This window comes from Pseudoxanthomonas sp. OG2, from assembly GCF_014192765.1.
GTDB classification, from domain to species: domain Bacteria; phylum Pseudomonadota; class Gammaproteobacteria; order Xanthomonadales; family Xanthomonadaceae; genus Pseudoxanthomonas_A; species Pseudoxanthomonas_A beigongshangi.
In genome coordinates, this window is record NZ_JACHYM010000002.1 from 642032 (window position 1) to 657551 (window position 15520).

The 15520-nt window shown below is 68.0% G+C and carries 14 protein-coding genes; 5 read left to right on the forward strand and 9 right to left on the reverse strand.

Annotation, left to right across the window (positions count from 1 at the left end; genetic code table 11):
* Window positions 1-24 precede the first annotated feature (24 nt).
* The 3 genes from mutS (at window position 25) to FHW78_RS16050 (ending at window position 6046) form a co-directional block, all read left to right on the forward strand.
* On the forward strand, window positions 25-2619 hold the full coding sequence (gene mutS, locus FHW78_RS16040; protein ID WP_183642890.1) for a DNA mismatch repair protein MutS: 2595 nt from the start codon (window positions 25-27) through the stop codon (window positions 2617-2619).
* A gap of 440 nt (window positions 2620-3059) precedes the next feature.
* Window positions 3060-5264, forward strand: a complete 2205-nt coding sequence (gene katG, locus FHW78_RS16045; protein WP_183642893.1) for a catalase/peroxidase HPI — start codon at window positions 3060-3062, stop codon at window positions 5262-5264.
* Between the two features lie 170 nt (window positions 5265-5434).
* Entirely contained in the window at window positions 5435-6046 is a 612-nt protein-coding gene (locus FHW78_RS16050; protein WP_141453462.1) for a DUF937 domain-containing protein, read from the forward strand.
* A gap of 141 nt (window positions 6047-6187) precedes the next feature.
* On the opposite strand, the gene FHW78_RS16055 is transcribed toward FHW78_RS16050, so the two are convergent.
* The 8 genes from FHW78_RS16055 to ffh form a co-directional block, all read right to left on the reverse strand.
* Entirely contained in the window at window positions 6188-6598 is a 411-nt protein-coding gene (locus tag FHW78_RS16055; RefSeq protein ID WP_183642896.1) for a S4 domain-containing protein, read from the reverse strand.
* A 4-nt stretch (window positions 6599-6602) separates the two neighbouring features.
* Entirely contained in the window at window positions 6603-6806 is a 204-nt protein-coding gene (locus FHW78_RS16060; RefSeq protein ID WP_141453466.1) for a hypothetical protein, read from the reverse strand.
* Between the two features lie 194 nt (window positions 6807-7000).
* A complete protein-coding gene (gene rplS / locus FHW78_RS16065) occupies window positions 7001-7405 on the reverse strand; it encodes a 50S ribosomal protein L19 (RefSeq protein WP_141453468.1) in 405 nt (134 codons plus the stop codon).
* A gap of 146 nt (window positions 7406-7551) precedes the next feature.
* Window positions 7552-8310, reverse strand: a complete 759-nt coding sequence (gene trmD, locus FHW78_RS16070; RefSeq protein WP_183642899.1) for a tRNA (guanosine(37)-N1)-methyltransferase TrmD — start codon at window positions 8308-8310, stop codon at window positions 7552-7554.
* Window positions 8311-8380: 70 nt separating this feature from the next.
* Complete coding sequence (gene rimM, locus FHW78_RS16075) at window positions 8381-8908, reverse strand: ribosome maturation factor RimM (RefSeq protein ID WP_183642902.1); 528 nt, start codon at window positions 8906-8908, stop codon at window positions 8381-8383.
* Window positions 8909-8945: 37 nt separating this feature from the next.
* On the reverse strand, window positions 8946-9197 hold the full coding sequence (rpsP, locus tag FHW78_RS16080) for a 30S ribosomal protein S16 (protein WP_183642906.1): 252 nt from the start codon (window positions 9195-9197) through the stop codon (window positions 8946-8948).
* An 87-nt stretch (window positions 9198-9284) separates the two neighbouring features.
* The gene (locus tag FHW78_RS16085; RefSeq protein ID WP_183642910.1) at window positions 9285-10082 is read right to left on the reverse strand and encodes an aminotransferase class IV family protein; all 798 of its coding nucleotides are present in this window, start codon (window positions 10080-10082) and stop codon (window positions 9285-9287) included.
* 122 nt (window positions 10083-10204) lie between these two features.
* Window positions 10205-11575: a signal recognition particle protein gene (gene ffh / locus FHW78_RS16090; RefSeq protein WP_183642913.1), complete on the reverse strand. Its 1371-nt coding sequence runs from the start codon at window positions 11573-11575 to the stop codon at window positions 10205-10207.
* Between the two features lie 123 nt (window positions 11576-11698).
* On the opposite strand from ffh, the gene ccsA reads away from it, so the two are divergent.
* Together ccsA and FHW78_RS16100 are read left to right on the forward strand one after the other, a co-directional pair.
* Window positions 11699-12490 carry a cytochrome c biogenesis protein CcsA gene (gene ccsA / locus FHW78_RS16095; protein ID WP_183642916.1) on the forward strand — a complete coding sequence of 264 codons (792 nt, stop codon included), beginning with the start codon at window positions 11699-11701 and terminating at the stop codon, window positions 12488-12490.
* 143 nt (window positions 12491-12633) lie between these two features.
* Window positions 12634-13935, forward strand: coding sequence for a S41 family peptidase (locus FHW78_RS16100; protein WP_183642919.1), 1302 nt, complete (start codon window positions 12634-12636; stop codon window positions 13933-13935).
* Here FHW78_RS16100 and radA read toward each other — a convergent pair.
* Entirely contained in the window at window positions 13871-15247 is a 1377-nt protein-coding gene (gene radA, locus FHW78_RS16105; RefSeq protein ID WP_183642922.1) for a DNA repair protein RadA, read from the reverse strand. The two genes, FHW78_RS16100 and radA, sit on opposite strands and share 65 nt — an antisense overlap.
* Window positions 15248-15520 lie beyond the last annotated feature (273 nt).

Genomic DNA, 15520 nt, shown 5'->3' on the forward strand with positions numbered 1-15520 from the left:
GGTTCAGTTGAGCACACCCCGCTCATGAAGCAATTCTTCGCCGCCAAGGCGGAGTATCCGGATCTGCTGCTGTTCTTCCGGATGGGGGATTTCTACGAACTGTTCTACGACGACGCCCGCAAGGCCGCGCGGCTGCTGGACATCACCCTGACCCAGCGCGGCAACTCCGCCGGCGCGCCCATCCCGATGGCCGGCGTGCCGCACCACGCCTACGAGAGCTACCTGGCCCGGCTGGTCGCGCTGGGTGAATCGGTGGCGATCTGCGAACAGATCGGAGACCCCGCCCTGGCCAAGGGACTGGTCGAACGCAAGGTCGTGCGGGTGGTCACGCCGGGCACGGTCACCGACGAAGCCCTGCTCAACGAGCGCCGCGACACCCTGCTGATGGCGATCGCCCGTGGCCGCACGGGCTACGGCCTGGCCTGGGCGGATCTGGCCGGCGGCCGCTTCGTGGTCAACGAGGTCGACGGCGAGGACGGGCTGGAAGCCGAGCTTTCGCGGCTGGAACCGGCGGAAATCCTGCTCGCCGACGAGGACGGCTGGCCGGAATTCCTGCGTAGCCGCCACGGCCTGCGCCGGCGGGCGCCCTGGCTGTTCGATCCGGAGAACGGGCGGCGGCAACTGCTGCAGTTCTTCCAGGTGCGCGATCTCAACGGCTTCGGCATCGAACGCATGCCGCTGGCGACCGGCGCGGCCGCCGCCCTGCTCGGCTATGTCGAGGAAACCCAGAAGCAGCGGCTGACCCACCTGGGCGCGATCAGCACCGAATCGGCCGGCGACGCGATCGCCATGAACGCCGCCACCCGCCGGCACCTGGAGTTGGACACCCGTATCGACGGCGACACCGCCAACACCCTGCTCGGCGTGCTCGACAGCACCATCACCCCGATGGGTGGCCGCTTGTTGCGCCGCTGGCTGCATCGCCCGCTGCGCGATCACCACACGCTGGGCGAGCGCCACCAGGCGGTCGAAAGCCTGATCGAAAGCGGGCTGGACACCGGCCTGCGCGAACGCTTCCGCGCCCTCGGCGACATGGAGCGCATCCTGACCCGCGTGGCCCTGCGCTCGGCGCGTCCGCGCGATCTGTCCACCCTGCGCGACGCACTGGCGCTGTTGCCGGACATCCGCCAGACGCTGGCCGGCGCGACGGTCTCGTCCACCACGCTCGCGGGTTCGCCACGCCTGGCCGAACTCGCGGCCGAACTGGGCGAGCATGCCGACGTCGCCGCGCTGCTGGCCCGCGCGGTCGCACCGCATCCGGCGCTCAAGCTGGTCGATGGTGGCGTCATCGCCGACGGCTTCGACGCCGATCTGGATGAACTGCGCCGGCTGAGCACCCACGCCGATCAGTTCCTGGTCGATCTGGAGGCCCGCGAACGAGAGCGCAGCGGCATCGCCACCCTCAAGGTCGGCTACAACCGCGTGCACGGTTACTACATCGAGATCAGCAAGGGACAGGCCGACCGCGCGCCGGTCCACTACACCCGCCGGCAGACCCTGACCAACGCCGAACGCTACATCACCGAGGAGCTGAAAAACTTCGAGGACAAGGTGCTGTCGGCCCGCGAACGTTCGCTGGCGCGCGAGAAGGGCCTGTACGAGGGCCTGCTCGACTCGCTCAACCAGAACCTGGAACCGCTCAGGCGCTGCGCCGCGGCGCTGAGCGAACTGGACGTGCTGGCCGGCTTCGCCGAACGCGCGCAGGCGCTGGACTGGTCCCGCCCCAGCCTTACCGCCGCCCCCGGCCTGCGCATCGAACGCGGGCGCCACCCGGTGGTGGAAGCGGTGCGCGCCGAACCGTTCGAGCCCAACGATCTGCACCTGGACGAAGCGCGCCGGATGCTGATCATCACCGGCCCCAACATGGGCGGCAAATCGACCTACATGCGCCAGAACGCGCTGATCGTGCTGCTCGCCCATATCGGCAGCTTCGTGCCGGCAACGCGCGCGGACATCGGTCCGATCGATCGCATCCTCACCCGCATCGGCGCCGGCGATGATCTGGCGCGGGGGCAGTCGACCTTCATGGTCGAGATGGCCGAGACCAGCTACATCCTCCACCACGCCACCGCGCAATCGCTGGTGTTGATGGACGAAATCGGCCGCGGCACCTCCACCTACGATGGCCTGGCCCTGGCCGACGCGGTCGCCCGCCACCTGGCCAGCCAGAACCGCTGCTACACCCTCTTCGCCACCCACTATTTCGAACTCACCGCGCTGGCGGACGGTTCCGCCGAAGGCGGCGAGAGCGGCATCGCCAACGTCCACCTGGATGCGGTCGAACACCACGACCGCGAACGCGGCGATACCCTGGTGTTCATGCACGCGGTGAAGGACGGTCCGGCCGATCGCAGCTTCGGCCTGCAGGTCGCCGCGCTCGCCGGCCTGCCGCGATCCACCGTCGCCCAGGCGCGCCGGCGGTTGGCCGAACTGGAAGCGCGCGGCCGGGAAAGCCATGCCTCGGCGATGGCCCCGCAGGCGCTCGACGCCCCGCAGCAGATCGGCCTGTTCGCGCCCGTTCCCTCCGCCGCGATGGAAGCGCTGGCGGCGCTGGAACCCGATGAACTGACTCCCAAGCAGGCCCTGGAAGCACTGTATCGGCTCAAGCATCTGCTCTGATCCGACGACCTGCCGCGACACTTCGCGTCGCAACGGGCATCCTCCGCTCGACAACATGCGCGTAACGCTCCCCGGGTATCGTGACGCGGTCCGGGTCGCTGCCTTGCGCACCGCACCATTGAGCGGTGCTATCGGATTGTTCGCCAAAAACGATTTTGCTTAATCGCAAAGCCTGCCTAGTCTGGCCGTGTCCCTTTCATCGCCAACGAGATCGTCAGCCATGAACACGTTCCCGACCCTTCCGCGTCCGTCACGTCAGCAGACACCGCGACGACGATAGCGCCCGCTCCAGCACAGATCCGCATCCGCGCCCGGCGCCCGCACGTGCAGTGCGGATGTCGCCCTTGATCCCTTTCCTCCCCAGGCTATCCGGTTTCCATCGAAACCGCGCGCCGTTTTCCCATTCCACTTTCCCAGGACCACAGCCCAGGAGCACGACCATGAATCTCGAAACCGCCAAATGTCCCTTCAATCATCCTGTCGGCGGCGGCACCACCAATCGCGACTGGTGGCCGAAGCAACTGCGCGTGGATCTGCTGCACCAGCATTCGTCCAAGTCCGATCCGATGGACAAGGACTTCAACTACGCCGAGGCGTTCAAAAGCCTGGATTACGAAGCGCTGAAAAAGGATCTGGCCGATCTGATGACCGACTCGCAGCCGTGGTGGCCGGCGGATTTCGGCCACTATGGTCCCTTGTTCATCCGCATGGCCTGGCACAGCGCCGGCACCTACCGCATCGGCGACGGACGCGGCGGCGGCGGACGCGGGCAGCAGCGCTATGCGCCGCTCAACAGCTGGCCGGACAACGTCAGCCTGGACAAGGCGCGCCGGCTGCTGTGGCCGATCAAGCAGAAGTACGGCAACCGGATTTCCTGGGCGGATCTGATGATCCTCACCGGCAACGTCGCGCTGGAGACGATGGGCTTCAAGACCTTCGGTTTCGCCGGTGGCCGCGAGGACGTGTGGGAACCGGATCTGGACGTGTACTGGGGTTCGGAAACCGCGTGGCTGGGTGGCGACAAACGCTACTCCGGCGAGCGCGACCTGGAGAACCCGCTGGCCGCCGTGCAGATGGGTCTGATCTACGTGAATCCGGAAGGCCCCAACGGCAATCCGGATCCGGTCGCCGCCGCGCGCGACATCCGCGAAACCTTCGCACGCATGGCGATGGACGACGAGGAAACCGTCGCCCTGATCGCCGGCGGCCATACCTTCGGCAAGACCCACGGCGCGGGCGAAGCTTCGCATGTCGGCGCGGATCCGGAAGCCGACGACATCGTCGCCCAGGGCCTGGGCTGGCGCAGCACCCACGGCACCGGCATCGCCGGTGATGCGATCACCAGCGGGCTTGAAGTCACCTGGACGACGAAGCCGACGCAATGGAGCCAGGATTTCTTCAAGCACCTGTTCGGTTTCGAATGGGAACTGACCAAGAGCCCGGCTGGCGCGCACCAGTGGAAACCGAAGAACAATGCCGGCGCCGACACCGTGCCAGACGCCCATGACGGCACCAAGCGGCGCGCACCGAACATGCTGACCACCGATCTGTCGCTGCGCTTCGATCCGGCGTACGAGAAGATCTCGCGGCGCTTCATGGAGCATCCGGATCAGTTCGCCGATGCGTTCGCCCGCGCCTGGTTCAAGCTGACCCATCGCGACATGGGGCCGCGCGCGCGCTATCTCGGCCCGGAAGTACCGAGCGAGGAACTGATCTGGCAGGACCCGGTCCCCGCCGTTGATCATCCGCTGGTCGATGAAGCGGACATCGCCGCGCTGAAGAAGAAGATCCTTGAATCCGGCCTGTCGACGGGCGAGCTGGTGTCGACCGCATGGGCCTCGGCCTCCACTTTTCGCGGTTCCGACAAGCGCGGCGGCGCCAACGGCGCGCGCATCCGGCTGGCGCCCCAGAAGGACTGGGAGGTCAACGAGCCCGCGCAACTGGCGAAGGTGATCAAGGTGCTGGAAGGCATCCAGGCGGGCTTCAATGGCGCGCAATCCGGCGGCAAGAAGGTCTCGCTCGCGGATCTGATCGTGCTGGGCGGCGCGGCGGCGGTCGAGGACGCCGCGAAGAAGGCCGGGCATCCCGTCGCGGTGCCGTTCTCGCCGGGGCGCACCGATGCCTCGCAGGAACAGACCGACGTGGCCTCGTTCGCGGTGTTGGAACCGGCTGCCGATGGCTTCCGCAACTACCTCAAGGGCAAGTACAGCGTGCCGGCCGAAAGCCTGCTGATCGACAAGGCGCAGCTGCTGACCCTGACCGCGCCGGAGATGACCGTGCTGGTCGGCGGCCTGCGCGTGCTCGGCGGCAACGTCGGGCAGACGAAGCACGGCGTGTTCACCGACCGCCCGGGCGTGCTGGGCAACGATTTCTTCGTCAACCTGCTCGACATGCGTACCGAGTGGAAGGCCACCTCGGACAACGAGGCGGTGTTCGAGGCACTCGATCGCAAGACCGGCGAGCGCAAGTGGACCGGCACCCGCGTGGATCTCATCTTCGGTTCGCATTCCCAGCTGCGCGCGCTGGCCGAGGTGTATGCCAGCGCGGACGCGAAGGAGAAGTTCGTGCGCGATTTCGTCGCCGCCTGGGCCAAGGTGATGGAACTGGATCGCTTCGACCTGCGCAACGCCCGCAAGGCGGCCTAGAAGACGCCGCCTTGGCGCCCCGTCCGTCCGGACGTGCCGGACGGACGGGGCGCTTCCATCAGCAGGCGCCAGCTGCTGGCGCAACGTGCCTTCTCCCCGGGTTAACCACCAACGTCACGGTTTGGCGCTAGCATCGGCGGTTCCAACCCGCGTCCAGGAGGACGGCCGTCATGAGCAACCAGTCTCTCGCGCAAGAACTCTTCGCCCAGCTCCAGGGCGCGCCGTTGCAGCAGGTCTCCCAGCAACTGGGCATCGGCCAGGCCGAGGCGTCCGGCGCGGTCGGCGCGGCGCTGCCGCTGCTGATGGGCGCGCTGGGCCGCAACGCGGAGCAGCCGCAAGGCGCCGAGGCGCTGTTCGGCGCGCTCCAGCGCAACCACAGCGGCCTGGATATCGGCAGCGTGCTGGGTTCGGTCCTGGGCGGAGCCTCCACCCCGGAAGCCAACGGCGCCGGCATCCTCGGCCACATCTTCGGCGGCAACCAGCCGCGCGCCGAAGCCGGCCTGGGCCAGGCCACGGGCCTGGACAGCAATCGTGCCGGCCAGCTCCTCAAGATTCTTGCCCCGATTGTGCTGGCCTTCCTCGCCCAGCGCATGAGCCAGGGCGGCCAAGGCTCGCCCGGCGCGCTCAGCCAGGTACTCGGCCAGGAGCAGCAGCAGATCCGCCAGCAGGGTGGACTGGGCGGCGGTCTGCTCGGCGCCGTGCTGGATCAGGACGGCGACGGCCAGTTGGGCCTGGGCGACCTGCTGAAGGTCGGCAGCGGATTCCTCGGCGGCGGCCGCTGACCGTTGGAGCCGAGCTCGCTCGGCTGCTTTTTTCCTCGAAGCCCCAGCGGAGCAAGCTCCGCTCTACATCCGCGTAGAGCCGAGCTTGCTCGGCTGCTTTTTTCCTCGAAGGCCAAGCGGAGCAAGCTCCGCTCTACGCGCTTACATCGCGTCGATATCGCCGAGGGCACGGATCAGGCGACGGGCGCGCTTGTCTGGCTTGGATAGCGGAGCCTGATAACCCGTGCGTTCGGCGCGTCGCGTGGCGGCGGCGGCCTCGCGGCGCTGCCTCGATTCATCGCTTTCTCGGTACAACGCCTGTGCCACGGGTGCGGAGCCACGCTGCTCGCTCAATCCCTCGACGCGGATGCTGTAGGTGTCCTCGCCACGCACGACCTTGAGTTCATCGCCCACGCGCACGATGCGCGATGGCTTGGCGCGTTGCCCCGCAACGTCCACCTTTCCGGTTTCCACCGCCTGCTTGGCCAGGCTTCGGGTCTTGTAGAAGCGCGCGGCCCACAACCAGATGTCGAGGCGGACGCCGGGCGCGGCGACGGGTGAATCGGAACTCATCGGATCAGGGTTTGCGTGGCAATGGATGGCTCAAGGGAACGGTGACGCTGTGTTGGTCGGCCTGCTGGCACGCCTTGGAAACATGGTAGTCGCGCACGGCTTGCCGCTGCTCCGGCGTGGCCTTGTCCGGCATGGGCTGCTGGGCGGCGGCACGCAACTCGTCGGCGCACCAGGGGAACGGCAGATCCGATCGGGTATCCAGGCTCATCGCATCGCCGCCGGCGCAGCCGGTCAACACGCACGACAGTACAACCGCATTCCATCGCCCACCGTGAAAACCCATCATCGTCACGCTCCGCCGTGCCACGAATTAAAGACAGTCTGCATCGGCGCCAATGCAGACGCCAGAAACGCGAACGGCCACCCGAAGGTGGCCGTCCAGCGATGGCGCCTGCGAGTGGATTACTCGGCAGCGGCGGCCAGGCGCGCCTTCTTGGCGGCGGCGTTGGCGGCCAGGTCTTCCTTGATGCGGGCGGCCTTGCCTTCCAGATCGCGCAGGTAGTACAGCTTGCCCGAACGGACCTTGCCGCGACGCTTCACTTCGACCGAGTCGATGGAGGCGCTGTGGGTCTGGAACACGCGCTCGACGCCATAGCCGTGCGAAATCTTGCGCACGGTGAAAGCGGAGTTCAGGCCGGCGTTCTTCTTGGCGATGACCACGCCTTCGTACGCCTGCACGCGCTCGCGGTTGCCTTCCTTCACCTTCACGTTCACGACGACGGTGTCGCCGGGACCGAAGGCGGGCAGCTCACGCTGGATCTGGGCGGCTTCGAATTCCGCGATGATGGACTTGTTGAGACTGCTCATGGTGGCACCGTTCTGTATGCGTGGGTGTGTCGTTCGACAGCAATGACTGATGCAGTCGCCGGATTGCGCTGCACGATATTGTTATGGGGTTCCGGGCCGGTCAGGCGCTGGAAGCCCGCCATCTTACTGATTTTTCTTGGTCCTGGCTAGCTTTCGTCCTGCCCGCCCCGGGCGGCCCGGAACGCCGCCAGCAGGGCCCGGTCGGCCTTGGACAGGCCGGACTCGTCCAGCAGGTCCGGCCGCCGCAGCCAGGTCCGGCCCAGCGATTGCTGGCGGCGCCAGCGGGCGATGGCGGCGTGGTTGCCGGAACGCAGCACGTCCGGCACGTCGCCCAGTTCGGGGTGCTGGGCCGGATGGGTGTAGTGCGGGCAGTCCAGCAGGCCGTCGTTCTCGAAACTGTCCTGAACGGCCGATTCAGCATCGCCAAGCGCTCCGTCCTGCAACCGGGCCACGGCGTCCACCACCACGGCCGCGGCCAGCTCGCCGCCGGACAGCACGTAGTCGCCGATGGAGATTTCCTCGTCCACCTCGGCGTCCAGCAGGCGCTCGTCCACGCCTTCATAGCGGCCGCACAGCAGGACCAGGCGCGGCCTCGTCGCCAGTTCGCGGACCTTGCGCTGGGTGAGCGGCCGGCCCTGCGGGCTCAGGTAAATCACCGGCGCTGGCGCCGGATCCGCCGCGCGCGCCGCGGCCAGGCAGGCACGCAGGGGCTCGATCATCATCACCATGCCCGGGCCGCCGCCGAACGGACGGTCGTCCACCCGCCGGTAGCCGCCCTCGGCGTAGTCGCGCGGATTCCAGCCCTGCAGGGTCAGCAATCCGCGTTCCTGCGCGCGCCCGACCACGCCCACCGCCGCGGCCTGGGCGATGAACTCGGGAAACAGGGTCAGGACGTCGATGCGCATGGAAAACCCGGAGGGGAAACACGTGAATCGGGAAAGGAGTATTGCCCAGCCCCGATGCCGGCTCCAGCGATCAGAACTCGGGATCCCAGTCGACCGTGATGCGCTGGGCATCGAAGTCGACGGATTGGACGACGTCGGGTTCGATGAAGGGAATCAGCCGCTCCCGCTCTCCCCGCACCACCAGCACGTCGTTGGCGCCGGTGGAGAACAGGTGCGAAACGGTGCCGAAGTCCACGCCGTCGATCGTCACCACGCGCAGACCTTCCAGGTCCACCCAATAGAATTCGCCGGGTTGCGGTGGCGGCAGTGCGTCGCGCGGGACCAGGATTTCGATGCCCCGGAGGGCGTCGGCGGCATCGCGATCGGCGATGTCCGGCACGTTCGCGATCAGGTGCTTGCCGGAAGCCTTGCCGCGAACGCCCGACAGTTCGCGCTCGGCGCCGGAGCCCTCGCGGAGAATCCAGGGCTGGTAGCGGAAAATGGCATCGCGCGGTTCGGTCCAGGATTCCAGCTTGACCTGTCCGCGAACGCCAAAAGCGCCCGCGAAGCGGCCCAGCAGGATGGTCTTGCCGGGACGCGGCGGGCGCTCGTTATCCATGCGTCAGCATGGCCGCGCCGGGGCGCGGCCCGAGGGATCAGGCCGAAGCCTTGGTGGCTTCCTTGTACAGGTTGCGGACCTTTTCGGTCAGCTGCGCGCCGTGGCCCACCCAGTGGTCCACACGGGCGACGTCCAGCTCGATGCGCTTCTCGTTGCCGGCGGCGACCGGGTTGTAGTAACCCACGCGCTCGATGTTGCGGCCGTCACGGGCGCTGCGCGAGTCGGTGACGATGATGTGGTAGAAGGGGCGCTTCTTGGCGCCGCCACGGGTAAGGCGGATCTTGACCATTGCTCTATTTCCAGTGTTGCCCAGTCGCCAGGATGGCGAGGTAAGCCGGCTATTCTAAGCCATTGAACGGCGGAAGGAAACCGCCCCTCAGGCCGGGTTTTCCCAGGGCATGCTGCCCAGCGCCGCACCGAGCCGGTCCATCAGGCCCGTGTCCGGGGCGTATTCGACCCCGTCGATGCCCAGGAGGGGCTGGATGCCGCTGGCATTGGCGGCGAAAGCGGCGCGGAAGCCGCCGGCCTCGGCCAGCGCCACCGGGCGGGTTTCCTGGGCAATCCCCTGCCCGGCCAGGCCGGCCTGCAACAGTTGCTCGCAGGTTCCCCGCAAGGCGGGGGCCAGCGGCCAGATCACGGCCTGGCCGTCCCAGAACCCGATGTTCCAGATCGAGCCCTCGCTGACGTGTCCGTCCGGGGTGACGAACAGCGCGTCGTCGAATCCGTCCAGCAGCGCCTGCCGCCGGTAGTGGAACAGCGGGAAAGTGCCGACATGCTTCAGGTGCGGCTGCGACCGCTCGAATGGATACGATTTCACCCGCAACGGCGGCTTGTCGGCCGGAGCGGCCGGCCCGAGCGTGATCAGCACGTCCGGATCCACTGGCCGCAGCGGCTGGCGGTAGTCGAATCCGCGCGCGAACACGGTGAAGCGCAACGAGGCGTCGGCCGGGCCGGCCCGCAGTGCGGCAACCAGTTCGGCGACGATGCGCCCGCGCGGCAACTCGGTGCCGAACAGTTCACGGGTGGCGCGCTGCAATCGCGCGACGTGGAAATCCAGTCCCTGCACCGCCCGATCGCGCACCTGCATCGCGGTGAAATGGCCGTAATTGACCACCGCCAGCGCGCGCAGCGCGTCGGTGTCGGCGGGCTGTCCGTTGAGCAGGGCGATGGACATGGTTCCGTCTCAGCCGTTGTTGTCGAACACCATTGTGGGAGCGACGTCAGTCGCGATTCGACGGCGTTGGAACATCCGGGATTTCGCGACTGACGTCGCTCCCACAGGATGAGCCACCAGGACTAGCGGAACGGCAGGCCGCCGCGCGCGCCCATCATGCCCTTCATGCCGCGCATCAGGCCCTTCATGCCGCCACCGGCCATCTTGCTCATCATCTTTTCCATCTGCTGGTACTGCTTCATCAGCTTGTTGACGTCGGCCGGCGTGGTGCCGGAACCGCGCGCGATGCGGGCGCGGCGCGAGCCGTTGAGCAGCGCCGGGTTGCGGCGCTCCTTCTTGGTCATCGAACCGATGATGGCGATCATCCGCGGCACTTCCTTGCCCTGGCTGACCTGCTGCTTCACGTGGTCGGGGATCTGGCCCATGCCCGGCAGCTTGTCGAGCAGGCCACTGATGCCGCCCATGTTCTGCATCTGCTCCAGCTGATCACGCATGTCGTTGAGGTCGAACTTCTTGCCCTTGGCGACCTTGGCGGCGAGCTTCTCGGCCTTCTCGCGATCGACGTTCTGCTCGACCTGCTCGACCAGCGACAGCACGTCGCCCATGTCGAGGATGCGGTTGGCCACGCGCTCGGGGTGGAACACGTCCAGGCCGTCGGGCTTCTCGCCCACGCCGATGAACTTGATCGGCTTGCCGGTGATGTAGCGCACCGACAGCGCGGCGCCACCACGCGCGTCACCGTCGGTCTTGGTCAGCACCACGCCGGTCAGCGGCAGCGCCTCGCTGAAGGCCTTGGCGGTGTTGGCGGCGTCCTGGCCGGTCATCGCGTCGACCACGAACAGCGTTTCCACCGGCTTGACCGCCGCGTGCAGCGCCTTGATCTCGGTCATCATCGCTTCGTCGATCGCCAGGCGGCCGGCGGTGTCGACCAGCAGCACGTCGACGAACGACTTGCGCGCATCGTCGATGGCGGCACGCACGATGGCTTCCGGCTTCTGCGAGGCCTCGGAGGGGAAGAACAGCACGTCCACCTGCTCGGCCAGGGTCTTGAGCTGCTCGATCGCGGCCGGACGGTACACGTCGGCGCTGACCACCATCACCTTCTTCTTGCGGCGTTCCTTCAGGTGCTTGGCGAGCTTGCCCACGGTGGTGGTCTTGCCCGCGCCCTGCAGGCCGGCCATCAGGATGACCGCCGGCGCCGGCACGTTGAGGTTCAGATCGGTGGCCTGGGCGCCCATCACCGTGGTCAACTCGTCGCGGACGATCTTGATCAGCGCCTGGCCCGGGGTCAGCGACTTGAGCACTTCCTGGCCGACCGCGCGCACCTTGATGCGCTCGATCAGCGCCTGCACCACCGGCAACGCCACGTCGGCTTCCAGCAGGGCGATGCGGACCTCGCGGGTGGCCTCGCGGATGTTCTCCTCGCTCAGGCGGCCACGGCCACGCAGCCGCTCGATGGTGCCGGAAAGACGCTGGGTGAGGGACTCGAACATGGGAAGCGGGAACCTGGGAAAAGCGGAGGCGGATTATAGCCCGGCGGGGCGGAAGGTCCCGGCGCGCGGCTTTCCCGCGGCCTCGCGCTGTTCCCGGTTCCGGCCCTATGCGACACTTCGCCGATGACAATCGTTCTCATCGCCATCCTCGGCTACCTGACCGCCACCGCCCTGCTGGTCCGCGCGGCCGCGCAATCGGCGCTGGACGTGCGGCGGGGCTGGCTGTGGCCGGCGCTGATCGCGGTGGTCCTGCATGGCGGCTACCACCTGCTGGTGGCCTGGCGCACGGCCGGCGGACCGGACATGCATTTCTACTCGGCGCTGTCGCTGGTCAGCCTGGGCATGGCCGCGCTGACCGCGCTGGCCGGCGCGCGCGGGCGGATGGCCACGCTGGGCGTGGTCGCCTTCCCGCTGGCGGCGGTGCTGCTGCTGGCCTACCACGAGTTCGGGCACGCGCCTTCTCCCGGCCTGGACTGGCGCCTACAACTGCATGCCTGGCTGGCCCTGCTGGCTTACGCCACGCTGGCGGTCGCGGCGCTGCTGGCGATCATGCTGCTGGTGCAGGAACGCGCGCTGCGGCGACGCCAGTTCCATGCCTGGCTGCGCGCCCTGCCGCCGCTGACCGAACTGGAGGATCTGCTGTTCCGGACGATCGCGGTCGGTTTCGCCCTGCTCACCGCCACCCTGCTGACCGGCGTGCTGTTCGTGGAGAACCTGCTGGCCCAGCACCTGGTCCACAAGACCGTGCTGAGCGTGCTGTCGTGGCTGGCCTTCGGCGCGTTGCTGGTCGGCCGCTGGCGCTACGGCTGGCGCGGCAGCAAGGCCGCCGGCTGGACCCTGTTCGCGATGGCCCTGCTGCTGCTGGCGTTCTTCGGCAGCAAATACGTGCTGGAACAGGTGCTGCACCGCGCTTGAGGCCGGAAAGGCGGCACCGCCGCCAGTTTCATCCCTTCCGCGACCGGGTTCGTCGCCCGGCACCGGCTTCCATCGGATCCGCCCGCTTTCCCGCATCCGCCCTCGCTATGGTCGCGTCTTCCGCCGTCAAGGAATGAACGCGCATGGCCGCATCGAATACTGTTGCCCGCCCTCCCCGCCGCCGGCGTTGGTGGAAGCGGTTGTGCCTGACCCTCTTCGCGCTGGTGTTCGCGGCGGCGGCCTGGGATGTCACCACTTACGACGCACGTCCCTGGCTGGCCGACTACCGGCGGCTCAAGCACGACATGGCGCAGGGCTATGCGAACCTGGACTGGATCGCCACGCACCGGCAACTGGATCTGGCCGCGCTGGATCGCGACACCACCGCCGCATTGAACCGCGCGCATTCGCGCGTGCGTGCCTTTCTGGCGCTGCGCGGCTTCGTCAAGCGTTTCGGTGACCCGCACCTTCGGCTGGAACCGGCGCAGCGCCCGGCGACACAGCCGTTGGCCTCCACAACCGACAGCGCGATCGAACCCGCCGATCCCGCGGCCGGTGCCGACTGCGAAGCCGCCGGCTACGAAGAAGACGAACACGCCTTCATCCTGCCGTTCGCCAAGCTGCCGGATTGGCGCGCGCTGCCGGACAAGCACTTCCCCGCAGGCCGTTTCGGCGACATCGGCGTGCTGCGCATCGCCCAGTTCGGCGAGCAGCGTTATCTGGCCGCGTGCCGGCAGGTGTTCCGGGCGGGCGTCGGCCAACGCGCCCTGCAACTGAAGGTGCGCGCGTACCTGCAATTGGAACTGGCCCGCACACTGGCCGCCCTGCATGGGGGCGGTGCCCGCCGGCTGCTGGTCGACGTGACCGGCAACGGTGGTGGCAGTGAATGGGTCTCCGAGGTCATCGCCCTGCTCGCCCCCGGTGAACTGCAACGCGCCCCGCCGCGCATGAGCGCACCAAGGTGTGATCGCGGCCGCGTCTGGTACGGCGAAACCGAATGCCCGGTGCTGGCACCGGACGGAGAACGCGAACGCATCTCCGGGCGCGGCGCCTGGCCCGGCCGTATCTTCATCCTTGCCGATCACGGCACCGCCTCGGCGTCGGAGGATCTGGTCGCCTGGCTGCAGCAGAACCAGGCGGCCACCATCCTCGGCGAACGCACGCTCGGCGCGGGATGCGGTTACGTCGACGGCGGTGGGCGCACGGCGCTGAGCGTCGCGCCCTTCGATGTGGTCATGCCCAACTGCGCGCGCTTCCTCGCCGACGGCACCAACGAAATCGAAGGCATCGCGCCCGACGTGGCGATCGCGCTGCACGATGAGGACGGCATGCAGCGCCTGGTTACCGCGCTCGCCCAACCGGCACTGCGCGCGGCGCCGGTTACTCCGCCGCCGCCTCCAGCGCCTGTGACAGCCGTTCCACCGCGATCACCTCCAGCCCCTTGAACGTGCCCGACTTGGGCGCGTTGCCCTTGGGCACGATGGCGCGCTTGAAACCGTGGGTGGCCGCCTCGCGCAGGCGTTCCTCGCCGTTGGGCACCGGACGGATCTCGCCGGACAGCCCGACCTCGCCGAACGCCACCGTCTTCTCCGCCAGCGGCCGATCCCGCAGCGACGACAGCACCGCCAGCAGCACCGGCAGATCCGCCGCGGTTTCCTGCACGCGGATGCCACCGACCACATTGACGAACACGTCCTGATCGCCGACCACGATGCCGCCGTGGCGATGCAGCACCGCCAGCAGCATCGCCAGCCGGTTCTGCTCCAGGCCGACCGCGACGCGACGCGGATTCGACAGCGGCGAGGCATCCACCAGCGCCTGCACTTCCACCATCAGCGGACGGGTGCCTTCGCGGGTCACCAGCACGCAACTGCCGGGCTGCTGCGCGCTGCCGCCGGACAGGAAGATCGCCGAAGGATTGGACACTTCCTTCAGGCCCTTCTCGCCCATCGCGAACACGCCCAGTTCGTTGACCGCGCCGAAGCGGTTCTTGAACGCGCGCAACAGGCGGAAGCGGCTACCGCTCTCGCCCTCGAAATACAGCACCGCGTCGACCATGTGTTCCAGCACGCGCGGGCCGGCGATGCCGCCTTCCTTGGTGACGTGGCCGACCAGGAACACGGCGGTGCCGGTTTCCTTCGCATAACGCACCAGCCGCGCCGCGCTCTCGCGCACCTGGCTGACCGAACCGGGCGCGGCGGTCAGCGATTCGGTCCACAGCGTCTGCACCGAGTCGGCCACGATCAGCCGCGGCCGCGCGGAGGACGCATGCTGGAGGATGTTCTCGATGCCGGTCTCGGCCAACGCCTGCAGATTGTCCAGCGGCAGATCCAGGCGCACCGCGCGCCCGGCCACCTGCGCCAGCGATTCCTCGCCGGTCACGTACAGCGCCGGGAAGCTGGCCGACATCTTCGCCAGCGCCTGCAGCAGCAGGGTGGACTTGCCGATGCCGGGATCGCCGCCAACCAGCACCACCGCGCCTTCGACCAGTCCGCCGCCGAGCACGCGATCGAACTCGCCGATGCCTGTGCTGACCCGCGCTTCCTCGCTGTGGCGAACATCCTTGAGCGCGGTGATCTTCGGCGCGTCGGCCTTGCCCGCCCAGCCGCTGCGGCGGGTCGCCGGCGGACCGGCGGCCGCTTCCAGCGCGATCTGGGTCAGCGTGTTCCAGGCATTGCACTCACCGCACTGCCCCTGCCACTTGCTGAATTCCGAGCCGCACTCGTTGCAGACATACGCGGTCCTGGCCTTGCCCATCGTCTCGCCTTGCCAAACTGAAGGCGCTCAGGATACCGGAGCGGGATCGCAGGGATGGAGACGGGGTTGGCGCCGGAGCATCCCGCGCAAATCCCCCGTCGCCCGCTGCGCGGCCGCCCGCCCCCTTTTTCAGGCGCTTCTCAACAGCCGAATGGCTGGTCAAGGGGGCTAAAAAACAGTCCTTCGGCCTCCGGAGCGTTCACGATGCTCAAGAAAACCTGGCTTTTGCCTCCCCCTTTGCAAAAGGGGGATTGAGGGGGATTTGCTCCCCCC

Coding starts and splice junctions, on each gene's coding strand:
- mutS (WP_183642890.1), top strand. CDS start 25: ATGAAGCAATTCTTCGCCGCCAAGGCGGAGTATCCGGATCTGCTGCTG.
- katG (WP_183642893.1), top strand. CDS start 3,060: ATGAATCTCGAAACCGCCAAATGTCCCTTCAATCATCCTGTCGGCGGC.
- FHW78_RS16050 (WP_141453462.1), top strand. CDS start 5,435: ATGAGCAACCAGTCTCTCGCGCAAGAACTCTTCGCCCAGCTCCAGGGC.
- FHW78_RS16055 (WP_183642896.1), bottom strand. CDS start 6,598: ATGAGTTCCGATTCACCCGTCGCCGCGCCCGGCGTCCGCCTCGACATC.
- FHW78_RS16060 (WP_141453466.1), bottom strand. CDS start 6,806: ATGAGCCTGGATACCCGATCGGATCTGCCGTTCCCCTGGTGCGCCGAC.
- rplS (WP_141453468.1), bottom strand. CDS start 7,405: ATGAGCAGTCTCAACAAGTCCATCATCGCGGAATTCGAAGCCGCCCAG.
- trmD (WP_183642899.1), bottom strand. CDS start 8,310: ATGCGCATCGACGTCCTGACCCTGTTTCCCGAGTTCATCGCCCAGGCC.
- rimM (WP_183642902.1), bottom strand. CDS start 8,908: ATGGATAACGAGCGCCCGCCGCGTCCCGGCAAGACCATCCTGCTGGGC.
- rpsP (WP_183642906.1), bottom strand. CDS start 9,197: ATGGTCAAGATCCGCCTTACCCGTGGCGGCGCCAAGAAGCGCCCCTTC.
- FHW78_RS16085 (WP_183642910.1), bottom strand. CDS start 10,082: ATGTCCATCGCCCTGCTCAACGGACAGCCCGCCGACACCGACGCGCTG.
- ffh (WP_183642913.1), bottom strand. CDS start 11,575: ATGTTCGAGTCCCTCACCCAGCGTCTTTCCGGCACCATCGAGCGGCTG.
- ccsA (WP_183642916.1), top strand. CDS start 11,699: ATGACAATCGTTCTCATCGCCATCCTCGGCTACCTGACCGCCACCGCC.
- FHW78_RS16100 (WP_183642919.1), top strand. CDS start 12,634: ATGGCCGCATCGAATACTGTTGCCCGCCCTCCCCGCCGCCGGCGTTGG.
- radA (WP_183642922.1), bottom strand. CDS start 15,247: ATGGGCAAGGCCAGGACCGCGTATGTCTGCAACGAGTGCGGCTCGGAA.